The sequence below is a fragment of the Streptomyces sp. NPDC097640 genome, assembly GCF_040302705.1.
Taxonomy (GTDB): Bacteria; Actinomycetota; Actinomycetes; order Streptomycetales; family Streptomycetaceae; genus Streptomyces.
In genome coordinates, this window is the sequence record NZ_JBEOSB010000022.1 from 162,171 (window position 1) to 180,867 (window position 18,697).

Here is an 18,697-nt window from a genome sequence, read left to right on the forward strand (position 1 = left end):
AAGGGAAATCTCTCCGCAGATGGGACGGGCGATGACCAGCCCCGAGGGAATCGTTCCAACCGAAGCGCACGTCCCGTTCGACATGGCCGACGCGGCGACCGCGGTGGTCGACGCGGCGGGCACCGTAGTCGGGTGGACCGCCGCCACGGAGCGCCTCCTCGGCTACCCGGCGGCCGAGGTGCTGAACGAGCCTGCCGCGAAGCTGATGGCGGCGCCCGAGGATGCACAGAACGCGCTGAGCATCGTGGAGCAGTGCCGCGACCAGGGCAGTTGGGGCGGTCTGGTGACGCTGCGGCACCGCTCGGGGCACCCGGTCGAGGTCGGCCTGCGGGTCTCGGGGATCGAAGGGCTCTCCGGGACGTCCGAGTGGAGCGGCAGCGGATGCTGGCTGGTCTCCGCGATCGATCTGTCCAAGATCCCCTCATGGGCGCTGAGCGGATCGCTGCTCCAGGCATTTCTCGTCCGCTCGCCCATCGGCATGGCCGTCCTCAGCCCGGATCTGCGCTATGTGTGGCTGAACGACATGCTGGAGCGCTACGGCGGGGTGCCGCGCGATCAGCGGCTGGGCCGCCGGATGGCGGAGTCCCTGCCCGGCCTGGACACGGAAGCGCTCGAAGCGCAGATGCGCAAGGTGCTGGAGACCGGCAAGCCGGTGATCGACTACGAGTACCGGGGCTGGACCATGGCCGATCCGTATCGCGAGCACGCGTACTCGACCTCGTTCTTCCGGCTCGACAACTCCGACGGCCACCCGGTGGGCGTGTGCTACATGGGCATGGACGTGACCGACCGGTGGCGGGCGCGGGAGCGCCTGGCGCTGCTGAACGAGGCCGGGGCGCACATCGGCAGCACCCTGGACGTCATGCGGACCTCCCAGGAAGTGGCCGACTTCGCGGTGCCGCGGCTGGCCGACTTCGTGACCGTCGACCTGCTGGAGTCGGTGGTGCGCGGCGAGGAGCCGGTGCCCCCGGCGCAGCGGACGCTGCCCGCGTTCCGGCGGGCCGGACAGACCTCCATCCACGAGGGCACCCCCGAGTCCGTCGCCGCGCCCGGGGAGCCCGTCACCATCTCCCCCGACTCGCCCTTCGCGTCCTGTTTCTTCTCCGGACGGGCCCTGCTGGACCCGGTGATGGACGTCGCCGTCACCGCGTGGACCGGCGACGACCCGGTCCGGGCCCGGAAGGTCCGCGAGTTCGGGATGCGCTCCCTGATGGTCGTGCCGATCCGCGCGCGCGGCACCATCCTGGGCGTGGCGTCGTTCGTCCGCTCCCGCCACCCGGACCCGTTCGAGGAGGACGACCTGCTGCTGGCCGAGGAGCTGGTCGCGCGGGCCGCGCTGTGCGTGGACAACGCCCGCCGCTACACCCGCGAGCACACCGCGGCCCTGGCCCTCCAGCGGAGTCTGATGCCGCACAACCTGCCCGACAGCCCGGTCCTGGAAGTGGCGTCGCGCTATCTGCCGACCGACATCCGCAACGGCGTGGGCGGCGACTGGTTCGATGTGATCCCGCTGTCCGGGGCCCGGGTGGCCCTGGCCATCGGCGATGTGGTCGGCCACGGCATCAACGCCGCGGCCAGCATGGGCCGGCTGCGTACCGCGGTGCACACGCTCGCGGACATGGACCTGCCGCCCGAGGAGCTGCTGGCCCACCTCGACGACCTGATCATGCGGCTCGGCGAGGAACGGGTGGGCGAGGAGAACATCGCCGCCGCGCTGCTGGGCGCCACCTTCCTGTACGCGATCTACGACCCGGTCACCCGGCGGTGCACCATGGCCCGGGCCGGGCATCCGGCGCCGGCCGTCGTGGCCCCGGACGGCGAGGTCACCTTCCTCAGCCTGCCCGCCGGGCCGCCGCTGGGCCTGGGGTCGCTGCCGTTCGAGTCCGCGGAGCTGGAGCTGCCCGAGGGCAGTCTGATCGCCCTCTACACCGACGGCCTGATCGAGACCTGCGACCAGGACATCGACGTCGGCCTGGCCCGCCTGAGCAACGCCCTCGCCCAGCCCGGACTGCCCCTGGAGGACCTCTGCTCCACGGTGGTCGACGCCCTGCTGACCCGCCCGCCGTCCGACGACGTCGCCCTGCTGCTGGCCCGTACGCACTCGCTGCGCCCCGGCCATGTCGCCTCCTGGGACCTGCCCACCGACCCGGCCGTGGTCGCCAGCGCGCGCTCCCTGGCGGTCCGCCAGCTCGCCGGGTGGGGGTTGGAGGAGCTGATGCCCACCACGGAGCTGATCGTCAGCGAGCTGGTCACCAACGCCATCCGCCACGGCACCGGCCCCATCCGGCTGCGCCTGATCCGGCACGACGTGCTGATCTGCGAGGTCGCCGACGCCAGCAACACCTCGCCGCGGCTGCGCCACGCCCGCACCACCGACGAGGGCGGCCGCGGGCTGTTCCTCGTCGCCCAGCTGACCCGCCGCTGGGGCACCCGCTACACCGAGGGCGGCAAGCTCATCTGGGCCGAGCAGGATCTTCCGGCTCCGTCATGAGGCGCACCCCGGCGCACCCGCGCCCTGTTCGTGATCGTGTCCCTGTCCCACACTGGGCCTCGGGCCCTGGCGGGTCGGGCACCGGGAGGGGGGACGGCGTGCGGAAGTCGTTCGGCCGCGGCGGCCGGTGGCAGAGCCGGTGGCAGTGCCGGTGGCGCTCCGGGCTCGCCTCCCGGTGGATCCGCGGCGCCGTGCTGCTGCTCGCGGGGGCGCTGCCCGCGCTGGCGTTCCCCGAGCCGTCGCTGTGGTGGCTGGCGTACGGGGCCCTGGTGCCGTGGATCCTGCTGGCCCGCTCGGCCCCCACCGGCCGGCGGGCGGCCCTGGACGGCTGGCTGGGCGGGACGGGCTTCCTGCTCGCGGTGCACCACTGGCTGATGCCGAGCCTGCATGTGTTCATCGTGGTGCTCGCGGCGCTGCTCGGGCTGTTGTGGCTGCCCTGGGGCTGGCTGACGTACCGGCTGCTGCACGGCCGGCCGGGTCCGGGCCGGGCGGCCGCGGCCCTGGTGCTGCTGCCCGCGGCGTGGCTGCTGGCGGAGCTGGTGCGGTCCTGGCAGTACCTGGGCGGGCCGTGGGGTCTGCTCGGCGCCAGCCAGTGGCAGGTGCCGCCCGCGCTGCGGCTGGCCTCGGTGGGCGGGGTATGGCTGCTCAGCTTCCTGATCGTGCTGGTCAACGTCTCGTTCACGCTGCTGGTCGCGGTGGCCGGGGCGCGCCGGGTGGCGCTGGCCGGGCTCACGGCGTGCACCGCGGTGACCGCCGGGGTGTGGAGCTGGGCGCCGGTGCCCAGGCCGGCCGGCACGGTGCGGATCGCCGTGGTGCAGCCGGGGGTGATCAACGTCCCCGGGCCGCGCTTCGACCGCAGCGAGCAGCTGACCCGGCGGCTGGCGGGCCGCCACCTCGACCTCGTCGTCTGGGGCGAGAGCAGCGTGGGCCAGGACCTGGCCGCGCGCCCGGACCTGAGCCGGCGGCTGGGCGCGCTGTCCCGGAAGGTCGGCGCGGATCTGCTGGTCAACGTGGACGCGCGGCGCAGCGACCAGCCGGGGATCTACAAGAGCTCGGTGCTGATAGGGCCGCACGGCCCCACCGATCAGCGGTACGACAAGATGCGGCTGGTGCCGTTCGGCGAGTACATCCCGGCCCGTTCGGTGCTGGGCTGGGTCACCTCGGTGGGCAAGGCGGCGCCCGAGGACCGCAGGCGGGGCACGAAGCAGGTGGTGATGCGGCTCCCGGACGGGCTTCGGATCGGGCCGCTGGTCTGCTTCGAGTCGGCGTTCCCCGACATGAGCCGCAATCTGGCGCGGGACGGGGCGCAGGTGCTGGTCGTGCAGTCCGCGACCTCCACCTTCCAGCACAGCTGGGCGCCCGCGCAGCACGCCTCGCTGGCCGCGCTGCGCTCCGCGGAGACCTGGCGGCCGATGGTGCACGCGACCCTGTCCGGGGTGAGCGCGGTCTTCGGGCCGCGCGGCGAGCCGGTGGGCGGCCGGATGGGCACCGACACCAGCGCGGCCATGGTCTACGAGGTGCCGCTGGCCCGGGGCACCAGCCCGTATGTGCACACCGGACCGTGGATCGTGTACGGCTCGCTGGGCGCGCTCGCGGGCTTCGGCGCGGTGGAGGGCGCGGGCGCGCTCAGGCGCCGTCGGGGCTCCGGTTCTCCGACGCGTCCTTGACGGCCCGTAGCTACGCGCCGCGCCCGTCCTCACCCGCCCAGCCGCAGCGCGAGCCGGTGGATGGCGGCGCGCACGCCGACGCCGTACGGGCCGTCACCGGCCCCCCGGGCGCTGGCCCGCGCCAGGGCGAGCTGTCCGCGGGCCGCCTCCCGCCGGCCGAGCTTGGCGTAGTCGGCCGCGAGGTTGAGGTGGAGGCTGGGGTAGAAGGCGCGCACCCGCGTGGCGGTGGGGCGGCCGTCCGCGCCGGCGATCCGGTCGGCCGCGGCGAGCGCCAGCAGGTCCCACATCAGCTCGTCGGCCGGGTCGTCCTGGGTGTCGGCGATGTAGTGGGCGAGTGCGCAGCGGTGGAAGGGGTCGCCGCCGTCGCGGAGCTCTCGCCACAGCTCGGCCAGGCGGTTGCGCGCCTCCTCCCGGTCGCCGCCGCGGTGCAGCATCACGGCCTGGCCGATCCTGGTCGGCACCGCGTCGTCCTCGGGCGCCTCGCGCCGTGCTCCCGCCATCGCGGCCTCCCGCCGTTCCGACCCTCCCCTCGAAGCTAGCCGCGGTCGGCGCCGATCGAGGGCAGCACGCTCGGGCGCTCAGCCCGACGGGGCGTAGCGCTGGGCCAGTTCGGTGACGGTGCGGGCGACCGCCTCGCGCAGCTCGGGCGGGCCGAGTACGTAGGCCTCCGCGCCCAGCCACAGCACGTCGTGGGTCGCGACGGGCAGCGACTCCACGGGCAGCACCACCCGCACCCGGCCGTCCGCGTCGGGCGGGCCCGCGGCGGCGGCCGCGGCCTCTCCGGCCGCGCCGAACTTCATCGGGAGCAGCCGCAGTCCGCGCGGGGTGAGCAGCAGTTCCGCCTCGCCCTGGAAGCGCATCTCCTCCAGCCGCCGGGACGACTCCTCCCAGTAGGAGGCCAGGTCGAACCCGGTGGGCCGCGCGAAGGTCTCCTCCACGACCTCGGCGGCCAGCATCCGTGACACGCGATAGGTGCGGACGCTCTCCGCCCCCTCTGCGCTCTGCACGCGTGCCACCAGGTACCAGATGCCGCCCTTGAGGACGAGGCCAAGCGGATGGAGGTCCCGCCGCACCTCGCCGCGCCAGCGGCGGTAGTGCACGCGCAGCACGCTCGGCCGCCACACCGCCTCGGCGACCGCGCCGAGGTGGGGCACCTCCTCGGCGTCGCGGAACCAGCCGGGCGCGTCCAGGTGGAAGCGCTCCTGGATGCGCCGGGACCGCTCCCCCAGCTCCGCCGGGAGCGCGGCCCGCAGTTTGAGCTGGGCGGTGGCCAGGTCGGCGCCCAGGCCCAGCTGGGTGGCCGGGCCGGGCATCCCGGCCAGGGAGAGGGAGTCGGCCTCGTCGCCGGTGAGCCCGGTCAGCCGGGTGCGGTAGCCGTCGAGCAGCCGGTAGCCGCCGGCCGGGCCGCGGTCGGCGTAGACCGGGATGCCGGACGCGCCGAGCGCGTCGATGTCCCGGTAGACCGTACGGACCGACACCTCCAGCTCCGCGGCGAGCTCCGGCGCGGTCATCCGGCCCCGGTTCTGGAGCAGCAGGAGCAGTGAGAGCAGGCGGTCGGCGCGCATGGCTCCCATTGTGCCGCCGTACCTGACAAAAGATGTCAGGTACGGCGGGCAACGTACTCCTCGCCCCGCGCGGCACGGATCGCGCGGAGCCCCCGGAACCATCGGAAGGACACCGCATGACCACGCACGCCACCGGCACCTTCGCCTTTGCCAACTGGGACGAGAACACCGTCGGCGAGGCCGGTGACGGCACGAAGCTGGCCCGCGCCACGGTCACCAACAGCTTCTCCGGGACCTTGGAGGCGGAGCGCACCACCTGCGAGTACGCGATCACCTACTTCACCGACAAGACGGGCGTCTGCACCGGCTACGAGCTGGTGACCGGCACCCTTGACGGGCGCACGGGCAGTTTCGTCCTCCTGCAGCACGGCACCTTCGGCGAGGACGGCAAGATCCACTGCTCGCTTGAGGTGGTGCCCGGCTCCGGCACCGGGGAGCTGGCGGGGCTCACCGGCAAGGGCGGCTTCGTGGCCATGACCGGCCAGTCCACCACCCCGTACAGCTTCGAGTACGACCTGGGCTGATGCCGGTCACCCGGCCTGGGCGCCCAGGTTCGGGATCCGCCAGTCGATGGGAGCGTGCCCCTGCGCCTTGACCGCCTCGTCGATCTGGGTGAAGGGGCGCGAGCCGAAGAACTTCTTGGCCGACAGCGGCGAGGGGTGCGCGCCCTTGACCACGGCGTGCCGCTCCTCGTCGATCAGCGGCAGCTTCTTCTGCGCGTAGTTCCCCCACAGCACGAAGACGGCCGGGTCGGGGCGGGAGGCCACGGCGCGGATCACCGCGTCGGTGAACTTCTCCCACCCCTTGCTCTTGTGGGAGTTGGCCTCGCCGGCCCGGACCGTCAGCACCGCGTTGAGCAGCAGCACGCCCTGCCGGGCCCACGGCATCAGATAGCCGTTGTCCGGGATCGGGTGGCCGAGCTCCGCCTGCATCTCCTTGTAGATGTTCCGCAGCGACGGCGGGGTCTTGACGCCGGGGCGCACGGAGAAGCACAGCCCGTGCCCCTGGCCCTCGCCGTGGTACGGGTCCTGCCCGAGGACCAACACCTTGACCTGGTCGTACGGGGTCGCCTCCAGCGCGGCGAAGACCTCGTCGCGCGGCGGGTAGACGGGACCCTTGGCCCGCTCCTCCTCGACGAACTCGGTGAGCTCCTTGAAGTAGGGCTTGTCCAGCTCCTCGCCGAGGACGCCGCGCCAGGACTCGGGCAGCATGTGGGTCACGTCAACAACCTCCGGTGTTCGTTCTCTTGACGTGCCCCAGAACCTACCGGCGACCACCGACAACGGCTCAGGCGGCGTCCAGCTTCGCCCGCAGCCCGGGGTCGAGCTCCAGGTCGACGGCGCCCAGCGCCTCCTCCAGCTGGGCCACGGAGCTGACCCCCAGCACCGGGATCACCGGCTTCTCGGCCCCGATGAGCCAGGCCAGCACCACCTGGTTCGGGGTCGCGCCGGTCTCCTTGGCGACCTCGCGCAGCGCGCTCAGCCGCCGCTCGGTCCCCGGGTGGTCGTACTGCTCCAGGATGCGCTTGTCGTCGCGGGTGTACGCGCCGTGGATCAGCGAGCCGTACGCCAGCAGCGTCATGTCCTCCTGGGTGCCGATGTACTCGACGAGGTCGATGCCCGCGAAGCCCTGGGTGCCGAAGTCGGCCCCGGGCCGCGGCCGGAGGTAGGTGTAGCGCTGCTGGACGCAGCTGTAGCGGGCCAGGGCGTGGTCGGCGGCGTACTGCCGGGCGGTCGCCACCGCCCAGGAGGCGTGGTTGCTGCATCCGAGGACGCCGACGGAGCCCTCCGCGACGAGCTCGGCGAACGCGCCGACGGTCTCCGCCATCGGCACCGTGCGGTCCTCGATGTGCGCGTAGTACAGGTCGACGCGGTCGGTGCCAAGCCGCCGCAGGCTGCCCTCGACGCCGCCGCGTACGGTGTCGGCGGCCAGCCCCTGCCAGTTGGCGGGCCACTCGCTCCCCCGCGCGGGGTCGGGCCGGGCGCCGACCTTGGTGGCGACGACGGTGGTCTCCCGCCGGCCGCGGCTGCGCAGCCAGCGGCCGAGCAGTTCCTCGCTCTCGTTCCCCGTGCCGCCCGGCGCCCAGATCGAGTAGTTGTTGGCGGTGTCGACGAACGTCCCGCCCGCCTCGGCGAACCGGTCGAGCACCGCGAAGGACGTCTTCTCGTCGACGGTGCTGCCGAACGGCAGAATGCCCAGGCACAGGGCGCTCACCTCGGGCCCGGTGCCGCCCGCCAGAGTCAGATAGCGCATCGTACGCAGCTCTCCTCACGCAGAAGTCAGGGGAAGTCTCAGGTGCCGGACCCGGTCGGATCCGACACCTGAGACTGTGCTCCTTGGAGTGCGCGCCAACGCAAGCCCTCAGCCGACTCCGGCGTTGAGGAATATGCCGCCGTCGACGACGAGCGTCTGCCCGGTCATCCAGGCCGCCTGGTCGGAGGTGAGGAACGCGGCCACGCCGCCGATGTCCTCGGGCACGCCGAGGCGCCCCAGCGGGTACGCCGCGGCGGCCTCCTCCTCGCGCCCCTCGTACAGCGCGGCGGCGAACTTGGTCTTCACCACGGCCGGGGCGATGGCGTTGACCCGTACCCCGGGCGCGAACTCGTGGGCGAGCTGCGCGGTGAGGTTGATCATGGCTGCCTTGCTCACGCCGTACGCCGCTATGAAGGGCGAGGTCGAAATGCCGGCGACCGAGGCTATGTTGACGATCGCCCCGCCGTTGTCCTTCTGCCACGCCTTCCAGGCCTGCTGGGCGAGGCCGAGCGCCGAGACGACGTTCGTCTCGAAGACCTTACGCAGCACGCCCAGGTCGAGGTCGGCGATCGGCCCGAAGACCGGGTTGGTGCCGGCGTTGTTGACGAGGAAGTCCAGCCGCCCGAACGCCTCCATCGCCCGCTCGACGGCCACCGCCTGGTGCGCCTCGTCATGGGCCTTGCCGGCCACGCCGATCACCCGGTCGGCGCCGAGCCGCTCGACGGCCTCCTTGAGGGTGTCCTCGTTGCGCCCGGTGATACACACCCGGTCGCCGCGCGCCACCAGGGCCTCGGCTATGGCGTAGCCGATGCCGCGGCTGGCGCCCGTGACGAGCGCGGCGCGGCCGCTGTCGGAAGTTCCCGCAGTCATGTGGTCCATGTCTCCCGTCAGTTGAGCGGGCCGCCGGCCACGTACATGATCTGGCCGGAGACGAACCCGGCCGCGTCACCGGCGAAGAAGGCGATGGCGTTGGCGATGTCCTCGGGCCGTCCGACCCGGCCCACCGGGATCTGGCTCGCGGCGGCCTGCTGGAACTCCTCGAAGCCCATACCGACGCGCTCGGCCGTGGCGGCGGTCATGTCGGTGGCGATGAAGCCGGGTGCCACGGCGTTGGCGGTGACGCCGAACTTGCCGAGCTCGATGGCCAGGGTCTTGGTGAAGCCCTGGAGCCCGGCCTTGGCGGCGGAGTAGTTGACCTGTCCGCGATTGCCGAGCGCCGAGCTGCTGGAGAGGTTGACGATCCGGCCGAACGCCGCGTCCACCATGTACTTCTGGCAGGCGCGCGACATCAGGAAGGCGCCCCGCAGATGGACGCCGATGACGGTGTCCCAGTCGCTGTCGCTCATCTTGAACAGCAGGTTGTCGCGGAGCACTCCCGCGTTGTTGACAAGGATCACCGGCGCGCCGAGCTCTTCGGCGACACGCCCGACCGCGGTCTCCACCTGGGCCGCGTCGGACACATCGCAGCCCACGGCGATGGCCGTGCCGCCCGCCTCGGTGATCTTCTTCACGGTGTCCGCGCAGGACACCTCGTCGAGGTCGAGCACGGCGACGGCGCGGCCCTCCCGCGCCAGGCGCACGGCGGTGGCCGCGCCGATGCCGCGGGCGGCGCCCGTCACGATGGCGACGCGCTGCTCGGTGGTGGACATGCGGGTTCTCCTCGCCTCGGTGGGGGCTCACCGCCCGGACGACGAGGGCGATGAGCGACCGCTTAGTCTCTCCAGCAGACGAGACGCTAGAAGCCCCACTACGCCATGTCAACGACCCACTGAGGCGTCAGCGCACCAGCAGGTCCAGCAGGCGCCCGGTCTCCGCCTCGGCATCACTGGTCAGGCCGGTGTGCACCGGGCCCGGCTGGACGACCGTGGAGCGCGGGGCGACCAGCCAGCGGAAGCGGCGCCCCGCGTCGTCGCCCGCGGCCTGCCCGGCCCGCTCCCCGCCGCAGCACACGTTCTCCACGGCCGCGAGGGCCGCCCGTACGCCCGCCACGTCCGCGTCGGGGTCGAGCGCGAGCAGCCGGGCCTCGTCCAGGTGGGTGCGGGCCGCCACGAAGGACTGGGCGCGGCAGTACACCACGACGCCCGCGTTGATCTGCTCGCCGCGCTCGACCCTCGGAACCACGCGCAGCAGCGCGTACTCGAAGACCTCGCGGCCGTCTGTCCGCCCGCTCACTTCGACGCCTTTCCCTCGACCCAGATCCGCAGCCACTCCGGGGCCCGGGACGGCTTGTCCCCCTCCGGCGGCCGCTGCTCGCCGAGGGTGATCCGGTCGCTGATCGTAGCGGCGCGCTCCAGCAGCAGTTCGACGTACCGGCGGCGCACCGCGTCCGGGCCGTCGAAGCCGGGCTCGTCGACCAGCCACTCGTCGGGGACGTCGGCCACGACCTCGGTCAGCAGTTCCTCGGTGATCCGCGGCGCCAGCGCCTCGGCGGCGGCCGTGAGGTCGGGGTCGAAGGACGCCAGGACGTGGTCGGAGGCGTCGTACGGCTTGGCGGCCACCGCCTCGGCGCCGCGCCAGCTGTGGTGCCAGATCATGGTGGCGCCGTGGTCGATGAGCCACAGCCGGCCGTGCCAGACCAGCATGTTCGGGTTGCGCCAGGACCTGTCGACGTTGCCGATCAGCGCGTCGAACCACACCACGTGCCCGGCCTCCTCGGGGCCCACCCCGAAGGCCAGCGGGTCGAAGCCGAGCGAGCCGGGGAGGTAGTCCATGCCGAGGTTGAGCCCGCCGCTGGCCTTGAGCAGGTCCTGGACCTCCTCGTCCGGCTCGCCCAGGCCGATCACCGGGTCCAGCTGGATCCGTACCAGGTCCGGTACGCGGAGCCCGAGCCGCCGACCCAGCTGCCCGCAGATGACCTCGGCGACCAGGGTCTTGCGGCCCTGCCCGGCGCCGATGAACTTCATGACGTACGTGCCGAGGTCGTCGGCCTCGACGATGCCGGGCAGCGATCCGCCCTCACGCAGCGGTGTGACATACCGGGTGGCGGTGACTTCAGGGAGCATCCGCCCAGCTTATTGAGGTGCGCAAGCGCTTTGCGCGGCGGCTGGACGCCACGGCTGAACGCTGCGGGCGCCGCGCACGTATGGTCTTGGCAAACGTACCCTCATCAGGAGGCACCACCATGGCGGAACCGGCAACCACCGGGCGCGGCACCACCCGCCGCGCCGTTCTCACCGCGTGTGGCGCGGCCGGCCTGGCCGCCGCGCTCGCGGCGTGCGGCGGCGGCGACTCGAGCTCCGCGGACTCGTCGAAGACCAGCGGATCCGGCTCCTCGGACCAGACCGGCGGGGGCGGCGGCATGGAGCTGGCGAAGACCTCCGACATCCCCGAGGGCGGCGGAAAGGTCTTCAAGGAACACAAGGTCGTGGTGGTCCAGCCCGAGGCGGGCGAGTTCAAGGCGTTCTCCTCCGTGTGCCCGCACGCGGGAAACCCGGTCGGGGACGTCTCCGGCGGCACCATCAACTGTCCGTTCCACAACAGCAAGTTCAACATCGCCGACGGCAGCGTGAAGAGCGGCCCGTCGACCAAGCCGCTGCCCCCCGCGCAGATCAAGGTGGAGGGCGACACCATCTCGATGGCCTGAGGCGCCGTGCGGCTCACCGTGGCCGGGACCCGCGCCAGCAGGCGATGACGTCCTCGGCGGTGGTGACGGTGGCGACGAGGGCGAGGGTGTTGCGGACCATCGCCGGGGTGTAGTCGACGGGCACCCCGGCGATGGCGTCGACGGGGACCACGGCCGTATAGCCGAGGTTGACCGCGTCGAAGACGGCGTTGGGTATCGCCACATTGGCCGACACGCCGGTGATGACGAGCGTGCGGCAGCCCAGGTTGCGCAGCAGCGCGTCCACGTCCGTCCCGGCGAGTGGCGAGAGTCCGTGCAGCCGCCGCACGATCAGGTCCTCGGGCGCGACCGGGATCGGCTCGGCGATCCGTACCGCGTCGCTGCCGGTCAGCTGCCGGACCGGCAGCCGCCCGGCGGCCCGGAACAGCCGCGCGTTCCGGTTCGAGCCGCGCCCGTCGGGGCGCCGCTCGGCCACCGCGTGCAGGACCTGTACGGGCGTGTCGTGCGCCGCCGACACCAGGTGGGCGACCGTGTCGAGCGCGCCCGAGTCCCGGGCGGCGGCGGCCAGCTCGGGCAGTGCGCCGTGCGGGCCGACCACGCCGCGCTGGCACTCCACGGTGAGCAGCGCACAGCTCGCGGGGGTCAGCAGCTCGGACAGGGTTTCGCGGGCGGGCGAGGGCATGGTGGCCTCCTGCTGGCGGCGGACCGGTCCGGGCGCGCAGGCTAGCGGCCATTGCGGTGTTGAGGAAGAGACCTCATCCTGTGCGGCACCAACCAGTCACCGGGAGGTGCGGGAACCGATGTCCATCACTCAGCGACGAGGCCGCCGCGTCATGATGACCCAGGCGGAGCTGGACTCCTACCTCACCGAGCAGCGCACCTGCCGGGTGGCGACGGTGTCCGCGGAGGGGCGGCCGCACATCAGCCCGCTGTGGTTCGGCTGGGACGGCGGCTCGCTGTGGCTGTACTCAATCACCCGCAGCCGCCGCTGGGCCCAACTGCTGCGGGACCCGTGGGTCGCCGTGGTGATCGACGACGGGCACGAGTACGGGGAGCTGCGCGGCGTCGAACTGGCCGGCCGGGTGTCGATCGTCGGCGAGGCGCCGCGCACCGGCGAGCCGTGCCCCGAGCTCGACACGCCCGAGCGGCTGTTCGCGGCCAAGTACTTCGGGCTGTCCGCCACGCCGCACGACGGCCGTCACGCATGGCTGCGCCTGACGCCCGACACGATCAGCTCCTGGGACTTCCGCAAGCTCCCCTAGGTCGTGTCCGGGGGGCGGTCACGGCTCAGCCGCCGGTCCGCTCGCCCGCCGCCCGCAGGACGTCGACCGCCGCCCGGATCGAGGGCCTGCGGTCGGCGTCCGCGCGCCAGATGGCGTAGACGTGGCGCCGCATCGTGTGCTGGCGCAGCGGCACCACCCGCACCCCCTCGGGCACCGCGCCGCGGCCGAGCCGGGGCACCACGGCGACGCCGAGCCCGGCGGCGATGAGCGCGAGCTGGGTGTGGTGCTCCCGCGCGGTGTGGCAGATCCGCGGTTCCAGACCCTTGCCGCGCAGAGTGATCATCAGCCAGTCGAAGCAGAACCCTCCCTGGGGCCAGGAGATCCACTCGTCGTCGGCGAACTCCTCCGGATCCACCGCGTCCCGGTCGGCCAGCCGGTGGCCGGCGGGCATCGCCAGGTCCACGGGGTCGTCCAGCAGCGGCGCCTTCACCAGCCCGTCGGGCATCGGCAGCGGCTTGTTGTACCAGTCCAGGACGACGGCGAGGTCGATGTCGCCGCGCACCACCGCGGGCACCGACTCGTCGGGCTCCATCTCCTGGAGCCGGGGGCGCAGCTGGGGGTGGTCGACGCGCAGCCTGCCCAGCGCGGCGGGGAAGATGCCGCGGACGGCGGTGGGGAAGGCGCCCATCAGCAGCTCGCCGACCGCCTGGCCGCGCTGCGCCTCGAGGTCGGCCTGGGCGAGCTCGACCTGGGAGAGGATGCGGGCGGCGTGGTCGGCGAGCAGCCGTCCGGCGTCGGTGAGACGCACCCCGCGGCCGTTCTTGGCGAGCAGCTGCTGCCCGGTCTCGCGCTCCAGTTTGGCCAGCTGCTGAGAGACGGCCGAGGTCGTGACGTGCAGCCCTTCCGCGGCGCCGCTCACGGAGCCGTGGCGGGACACGGCGTACAGCGTACGGAGGCGGTCCAGGTTCAACATATAAGCAATGCTACGCGATAGGGCACAGAAATTCTCGCTTGTCCTAAGCGGTCGGGAGGAGCCATGGTGGGGCCATGACCACAGGGACCGCCTCGCGCGCCACCGCCACCAGCGCCAACACGGCCGCCGCCGCCCCGGCCGCTCTCGCCCCCACCACGCCCCCCACCCCCACCACGACCGCCGACCGCCCGCGCCTGGACTGGCGGATCCGCTTCGGTGCGCTCTCCCTGATCTGGGGCTTCAGCTTCCTGTTCATCAAGGTCGGCAACGAGGCGTTCGCGCCCCTGTACGTCACGCTGGGGCGGATGGTGTTCGGCACCGCCGTCCTGGTCGCGTTCCTGGTAGCGAAGCGGGAGCGGCTGCCGCGGGGCGCCCGGGTCTGGGGCCATCTGGCCGTGGCGGCCTTCTTCCTCAACGCCCTCCCCTTCTCGCTGTTCGCGTACGCCGAGCTGACCATCCCCTCCACCCTGGCCGGCATCTGCAACGCGTCCTCCCCGCTGTGGGGCATGCTGCTCGCCGTGGTCGCCGCCTCCGACGACCGGCCGACCCGGCGGCGCGTCGCGGGCCTGGGCATCGGCTTCGCCGGGGTGCTGGTGGTGCTCGGCGCGTGGCAGGGCTTCTCCGGCCAGGACCCGGCGGGCACCGCGATGGCGCTGGCCGCCTCGCTCAGCTACGCGGTCGGCTGGCAGTACGTCCGGCGCACGCTGGCCGGCACCGGCCACTCCCACCTGGCGATGTCCGGCGCCCAGTTGCTGCTGGGCACGGCGCAGCTGGCGGTCGTCGCCCCGCTGTTCGCCCCGGCCCCCGACTCCTTCCCGGTGCTGCCGCTGCTGTCGGTGATCGCGCTGGGCGCGCTCGGCACCGGCTTCGCCTTCCTGGTGCAGTACGGCCTGGTCGAGGAGGTCGGCCCGACCACCGCCATGATGGTGACCTACTTCGTCCCGGTCATCGCCACCACGGCGGGGGTGGCGATCCTCGGCGAGCACCTCGACTGGAACACGCCGGTCGGCGCGCTGATCGTGCTCGTCGGAGCGGCGCTGACCCAGACCCGGCCCCGCGCCAAGGCCGCTCGGGCCTGAGCGGCTCGGGCCTGAGCGACTCGGCCCCGCCGCCTCAGCCATAGCGCCCCGCCGACATCGGCCCCGTCGCCGCCGCCAACGCGTCCGCGAGGGGGCCGATGTCGTCCGCGCCCAACGCGGAGACGGTCAGCCGCACCCCCGGCGGCGAGGCGATCCTGAACCGGGCCCCGGGCGCGACCGCCCACCCGGCCTGGAGCAGCCGGGCGACGGCACCGGTCTCGTCGGACACCGGCACCCATACGTTCATCCCGCTGCGCCCATGGGCGGCGATCCCCCGCTCGCGCAGGGCCCGCACCAGCGCGTCGCGCCGCTCGCCGTACGAGGCGGCCACCGCCGCGAGGTCCACCGCCCCGGTGCGCCACAGCCATGCCACCGCGTCCTGGAGCAGATGGCTGACCCAGCCGGGGCCCAGCCGCTGCCGGCCGCGCAGCCGGTCCAGGGTGACGACATCGCCGGTCAGCACGGCGAGCCGCAGATCGGGGCCGTACGCCTTGGCCACGGAGCGGACCAGCGCCCAGTGCTCCGTGCCACCCGCCAGCGGGTGGAGCGGCAGGTCGACGATGCCGTGCCCGTGATCGTCCTCGATGAGCAGCGTGTGCGGATGGCGGCCCAGCACCGCGCGCAGCTCGCGGGCGCGCGCGGCGCCGATCGCCGCGCCGGTCGGGTTCTGCGCCCGGCAGGTGACGATCAGCGCCCGCGCCCCGTCCCGCAGCGCCTCCTCGACCCGCCCGGGCAACGGCCCGTCGTCGTCGATCGCGACGGGGACGGCGCGCAGCCCGAGGGCGGGGATCAGGTCGAGCAGGCTGCCCCAGCCCGGGTCCTCGACCGCGACGGCGTCGCCGGGCCGCAGGTGGGCGGCGAGCACCCGCTCGATGGCGTCCAGCGATCCGGAGGTGACGGCGACGGGGCCGCCGGGCACCCCGTCCGCGTCGAGGGCGGCGCGGGCCCGTCGGGCGAGCTCCGGGGAGACCTCGGGCGTGCCGTACAGCGCCGGGCGCTCGGCGCCCAGCGCGGCGGCCGCGGCGAGCGCCTTACCGAGCGGCGGCAGCAGGGCGGTGTCGGGGTTGCCGTCCCCGAGGTCGCGCACGCCGTCGGGGGGCTCGACGCGGATCTGCTCACGGGGGGTGGTGGCGGGGCGCGAGCGCACCCGGCTCCCCCTGCGGCCCGCCGTCTCGATCACTCCCCGGTCGCGCAGCGAGCGATAGGCGGCGGCGACGGTATTGGGATTGACGCCCAGCGTCGCGGCCAACTCGCGCATGGGGGGCAGAAGTTGGCCGGGCTCCAGGTCACCGGCGCCCACCGCACGCTCCACGCTCGCCGCGATCTCGGCTGCGCCACGCCCTTCGATCCGATACTCTCCTAGCACAAAACCTATTTTGCACTAGTTCAAAGGAGAGGGCAAATGACCGTCGCGAGCCCCGCCCCGGACGCCTACGAGCCGACCGACCGGACGGTGCCCACCCGGTCCCGCGAGCGCGCCTCGTACGACCGCGAGGTGGTGCACTCGATACTCGACGAGGGCTACCTCTGCCATCTGGGCTTCATCCGCGACGGCGCCCGCACCCCCGTCGTTCTGCCCACGCTGTACGCGCGGGTGGGCGAGCGGCTGTATGTGCACGGCTCGACCGGCTCCCGTCCGCTGCGGATGGCGAGCGGCGCGCAGGACCCGGGGATGCCGGTGTGTCTGACCGTCACCCATGTCGACGGGCTGGTCCTGGCCCGCTCCGCCTTCCACCACTCCATCAACTACCGCTCGGTGGTGGTGCACGGCGCCGCCCGCCAGGTGACCGACGAGACGGAGCGAGCCGAGGCCCTCGACGCCCTGGTCGACCATGTGGTGCCCGGCCGGGCGGCCGACTCCCGGCCCGCAAACGCCAAGGAGCTGGCCGCCACCGCCGTGCTCCGTCTGGACCTCGCCGAGGTCTCCGCGAAGATCCGCACCGGTGGCCCGAACGACGACCCCGAGGACCTGGCGCTCCCCTACTGGAGCGGGGTGCTGCCCGTTGCGCGGACCTACGGCGCGCCGGTGCCCGCGGCCGACCTGGCGGCCGACACGCCGGTGCCCGACTACCTCACCCGCCTCTGACGGAACCCGACACGCCCGCGGCGAACACCCGGCCGGTCAGCAGGCGGTCGCCGAGTCCGCCGACCGGCCGGTGGCCGCCCGCCGGTCGCCGGCTTCGGCCGGCGCCGATCCGGCCGCCGATCCGGCCACAGACCCCGCCACCGGCTCGGCCGCCACGGCCGCCTTCGGCGCCGAGGTCTGCGCGATGAACGCCCCGGCCAGCACCACCCCGCCGCCCACGAGCTGCGGCAGCGACAGGTGTTCGTCCAGCAGCACCCAGGCCAGCACCGTGGCCACGACCGCCTCCAGACAAGCGACCACCCCGGCCACCTGCGGCGACAGCCTGCGCACCGAGACGACCCCGGTGAGATAGGCGACCACCGTCGCGACCAGGACGATCCACCCGAGCAGCAGCACGGCCGGCACCCGCGCGCCGGCCAGATCGGCCCGGCCGGCCAGCACCGACCAGTCCAGATTCCAGGGGCGCGCCACCACGGTCAGCGCCACCGTGCCGACGAGCAGCCCATGCGCGATGACGCCCAGCGGATCCGCGGCGTTCTCCCCGTCGGCGCCGTGGTCGGCCAGGACGAAGTAGCCGACCTGGCAGCAGGCGGCGGCCAGGGCGAGCAACAGCCCGACGGCGTCGAAGCTCAGCCCCGACCACACCTCGACCACACAGGCCAGCCCGCCGACCGCGAGCACGACCCCCACCGCCGCACCGCGGCTCACCGGCCGCCGCTGAACGAACCGCACCCAGCCGAGGACCATGGCGGGGGCCAGATACTCGACGAGGAGCGCGACACCGACCGGGATCCGCGATATCGCGCCGAAGTAGCACGCCTGCACCCCCGCGACGGCCAGCAGGCCGAACCCCACCAGCAGCGCGGGGCGGCGGGCCGGCAGGGCGCGGTGGTTCCAGGCGACCGGCAGCATGATCAAGGCGGCGCCCGCCACCCGCAACCAGGTGACCTGGAGCGGTTCGAGACCCGCCTCGATCAGCGGTTTGGCCGCCACCCCCGACCCGCCGAACGCGAGTGCCGACGTGAGCGCGAGCCCCAGCCCCGCGTTTCTCGTCCGTCCCGGACCCTGCCCCTGAGTGTCGTGCATCGGATCATCATGTCAGCTTCAGGACATGACCGTCATGTCGTTGACTCCTGGCGCATCTCGCCGTTCAGGGCCGCGACCAGCAGGTCCGCGTCGACGCCCGCCCGTCGCAGCACCTCCACCGCGCGGCACTCCCGGTCGCCGGCGAGGGCGGCGAGGAGGTCGGGCCCCTCGGCCCGGGACGCGCCGCGGGCCCCGGCCCGGGCGATCGCTCCGCCCATGGCCACCGCGGCGGCGGGCGACCAGCCGGACAGGGCGCCGCCGCCGAGCCTGCCGTCGCCCCCGTCGCCGCCCCGGGGGCACGTCCGGGGCACCGCGCCGGAGTCCTCCACCGACCCGCTCCACTGCACGCCGTAGCCGATGGCGCGCTGCGCCAGATAGCCGAGCAGCCGCGCGACCTGCGGCGGGCCGCCCGCTATCGCGGCCCGCGCCCGGGGGTCCGCCTCGAGCAGGGTGTGCAGCAGATGGGCCGTGTCGACCTGCCGGTCGCCATCACGGAACGCCCGTCTGCGCGCCCCCGCGACCACCGCGGCCAGCTCCTCGCCGAGCCGGCCCTCGAAACCGGCGCCGACCTGGCCGGTGGGGCCGGTGTCGCGGGTGGTGCCGGCTTCAGGGGTACTTTTTCGCACGCTCTCACCCCATCAGTCCCCGGAGTCCGGAGCATCCCCGCCGGGAAGCATGTGGGCCTCCCACCATAGTTGGGCATCGACGGCCG

At 73.6% G+C, this 18,697-nt stretch carries 20 protein-coding genes; 7 read left to right on the forward strand and 13 right to left on the reverse strand.

Annotated features, from left to right (window positions below):
• The first annotated feature begins 31 nt into the window (after positions 1–31).
• Together ABTY62_RS31005 and lnt are read left to right on the forward strand one after the other, a co-directional pair.
• Positions 32–2,491 (forward strand): SpoIIE family protein phosphatase, encoded by a 2,460-nt coding sequence (locus tag ABTY62_RS31005; protein ID WP_352132728.1) that lies wholly within the window; start codon positions 32–34, stop codon positions 2,489–2,491.
• Positions 2,488–4,158, forward strand: a complete 1,671-nt coding sequence (lnt, locus tag ABTY62_RS31010; RefSeq protein WP_352132729.1) for an apolipoprotein N-acyltransferase — start codon at positions 2,488–2,490, stop codon at positions 4,156–4,158. Before ABTY62_RS31005 ends, lnt begins: the two co-directional genes overlap by 4 nt.
• A gap of 29 nt (positions 4,159–4,187) precedes the next feature.
• On the opposite strand, the gene ABTY62_RS31015 is transcribed toward lnt, so the two are convergent.
• Together ABTY62_RS31015 and ABTY62_RS31020 are read right to left on the reverse strand one after the other, a co-directional pair.
• On the reverse strand, positions 4,188–4,658 hold the full coding sequence (locus tag ABTY62_RS31015) for a hypothetical protein (protein WP_352132730.1): 471 nt from the start codon (positions 4,656–4,658) through the stop codon (positions 4,188–4,190).
• Positions 4,659–4,736: 78 nt separating this feature from the next.
• The gene (locus tag ABTY62_RS31020; RefSeq protein ID WP_352132731.1) at positions 4,737–5,723 is read right to left on the reverse strand and encodes a helix-turn-helix transcriptional regulator; all 987 of its coding nucleotides are present in this window, start codon (positions 5,721–5,723) and stop codon (positions 4,737–4,739) included.
• Between the two features lie 116 nt (positions 5,724–5,839).
• Here ABTY62_RS31020 and ABTY62_RS31025 point away from each other — a divergent pair, with 116 nt between their 5' ends.
• Positions 5,840–6,247: a DUF3224 domain-containing protein gene (locus tag ABTY62_RS31025; RefSeq protein ID WP_352132732.1), complete on the forward strand. Its 408-nt coding sequence runs from the start codon at positions 5,840–5,842 to the stop codon at positions 6,245–6,247.
• A 6-nt stretch (positions 6,248–6,253) separates the two neighbouring features.
• On the opposite strand, the gene ung is transcribed toward ABTY62_RS31025, so the two are convergent.
• From ung to ABTY62_RS31055, 6 genes are all read right to left on the reverse strand, one after another.
• Positions 6,254–6,934, reverse strand: a complete 681-nt coding sequence (ung, locus tag ABTY62_RS31030) for a uracil-DNA glycosylase (RefSeq protein ID WP_352132770.1) — start codon at positions 6,932–6,934, stop codon at positions 6,254–6,256.
• A gap of 76 nt (positions 6,935–7,010) precedes the next feature.
• Positions 7,011–7,976, reverse strand: a complete 966-nt coding sequence (locus ABTY62_RS31035) for an aldo/keto reductase (RefSeq protein ID WP_352132733.1) — start codon at positions 7,974–7,976, stop codon at positions 7,011–7,013.
• 108 nt (positions 7,977–8,084) lie between these two features.
• On the reverse strand, positions 8,085–8,846 hold the full coding sequence (locus ABTY62_RS31040) for an SDR family oxidoreductase (protein WP_352132734.1): 762 nt from the start codon (positions 8,844–8,846) through the stop codon (positions 8,085–8,087).
• 17 nt (positions 8,847–8,863) lie between these two features.
• Positions 8,864–9,625 carry a 3-oxoacyl-ACP reductase FabG gene (fabG, locus tag ABTY62_RS31045; protein WP_352132735.1) on the reverse strand — a complete coding sequence of 254 codons (762 nt, stop codon included), beginning with the start codon at positions 9,623–9,625 and terminating at the stop codon, positions 8,864–8,866.
• Positions 9,626–9,752: 127 nt separating this feature from the next.
• Positions 9,753–10,148 (reverse strand): DUF3037 domain-containing protein, encoded by a 396-nt coding sequence (locus tag ABTY62_RS31050; protein ID WP_352132736.1) that lies wholly within the window; start codon positions 10,146–10,148, stop codon positions 9,753–9,755.
• Positions 10,145–10,978 carry a HipA family kinase gene (locus tag ABTY62_RS31055; RefSeq protein WP_352132737.1) on the reverse strand — a complete coding sequence of 278 codons (834 nt, stop codon included), beginning with the start codon at positions 10,976–10,978 and terminating at the stop codon, positions 10,145–10,147. The genes ABTY62_RS31050 and ABTY62_RS31055 overlap by 4 nt, the downstream gene beginning before the upstream one ends.
• Positions 10,979–11,097: 119 nt before the next feature.
• On the opposite strand from ABTY62_RS31055, the gene ABTY62_RS31060 reads away from it, so the two are divergent.
• Positions 11,098–11,559 carry a Rieske (2Fe-2S) protein gene (locus ABTY62_RS31060; RefSeq protein WP_352132738.1) on the forward strand — a complete coding sequence of 154 codons (462 nt, stop codon included), beginning with the start codon at positions 11,098–11,100 and terminating at the stop codon, positions 11,557–11,559.
• Between the two features lie 13 nt (positions 11,560–11,572).
• On the opposite strand, the gene ABTY62_RS31065 is transcribed toward ABTY62_RS31060, so the two are convergent.
• Entirely contained in the window at positions 11,573–12,220 is a 648-nt protein-coding gene (locus ABTY62_RS31065; RefSeq protein WP_352132739.1) for an isochorismatase family protein, read from the reverse strand.
• A 118-nt stretch (positions 12,221–12,338) separates the two neighbouring features.
• On the opposite strand from ABTY62_RS31065, the gene ABTY62_RS31070 reads away from it, so the two are divergent.
• Complete coding sequence (locus tag ABTY62_RS31070; RefSeq protein WP_352132740.1) at positions 12,339–12,800, forward strand: pyridoxamine 5'-phosphate oxidase family protein; 462 nt, start codon at positions 12,339–12,341, stop codon at positions 12,798–12,800.
• Between the two features lie 25 nt (positions 12,801–12,825).
• Here the strand turns inward: ABTY62_RS31070 and ABTY62_RS31075 are convergent, their stop codons facing one another.
• Positions 12,826–13,734 (reverse strand): LysR family transcriptional regulator, encoded by a 909-nt coding sequence (locus ABTY62_RS31075; RefSeq protein WP_311729579.1) that lies wholly within the window; start codon positions 13,732–13,734, stop codon positions 12,826–12,828.
• Between the two features lie 74 nt (positions 13,735–13,808).
• Here ABTY62_RS31075 and ABTY62_RS31080 point away from each other — a divergent pair, with 74 nt between their 5' ends.
• Positions 13,809–14,813, forward strand: coding sequence for a DMT family transporter (locus tag ABTY62_RS31080; protein WP_352132741.1), 1,005 nt, complete (start codon positions 13,809–13,811; stop codon positions 14,811–14,813).
• Positions 14,814–14,847: 34 nt separating this feature from the next.
• Here ABTY62_RS31080 and ABTY62_RS31085 read toward each other — a convergent pair whose 3' ends face one another.
• Positions 14,848–16,179 carry an aminotransferase class I/II-fold pyridoxal phosphate-dependent enzyme gene (locus ABTY62_RS31085; protein WP_352132742.1) on the reverse strand — a complete coding sequence of 444 codons (1,332 nt, stop codon included), beginning with the start codon at positions 16,177–16,179 and terminating at the stop codon, positions 14,848–14,850.
• A 36-nt stretch (positions 16,180–16,215) separates the two neighbouring features.
• Between ABTY62_RS31085 and ABTY62_RS31090 the strand changes: the two genes are divergently transcribed.
• Positions 16,216–16,899, forward strand: coding sequence for a pyridoxamine 5'-phosphate oxidase family protein (locus ABTY62_RS31090; protein ID WP_352132743.1), 684 nt, complete (start codon positions 16,216–16,218; stop codon positions 16,897–16,899).
• Positions 16,900–16,935: 36 nt separating this feature from the next.
• Here ABTY62_RS31090 and ABTY62_RS31095 read toward each other — a convergent pair whose 3' ends face one another.
• Complete coding sequence (locus ABTY62_RS31095; RefSeq protein WP_352132744.1) at positions 16,936–17,985, reverse strand: EamA family transporter; 1,050 nt, start codon at positions 17,983–17,985, stop codon at positions 16,936–16,938.
• Between the two features lie 32 nt (positions 17,986–18,017).
• Positions 18,018–18,611 (reverse strand): Clp protease N-terminal domain-containing protein, encoded by a 594-nt coding sequence (locus ABTY62_RS31100; RefSeq protein WP_352132745.1) that lies wholly within the window; start codon positions 18,609–18,611, stop codon positions 18,018–18,020.
• Positions 18,612–18,697: the final 86 nt, after the last annotated feature.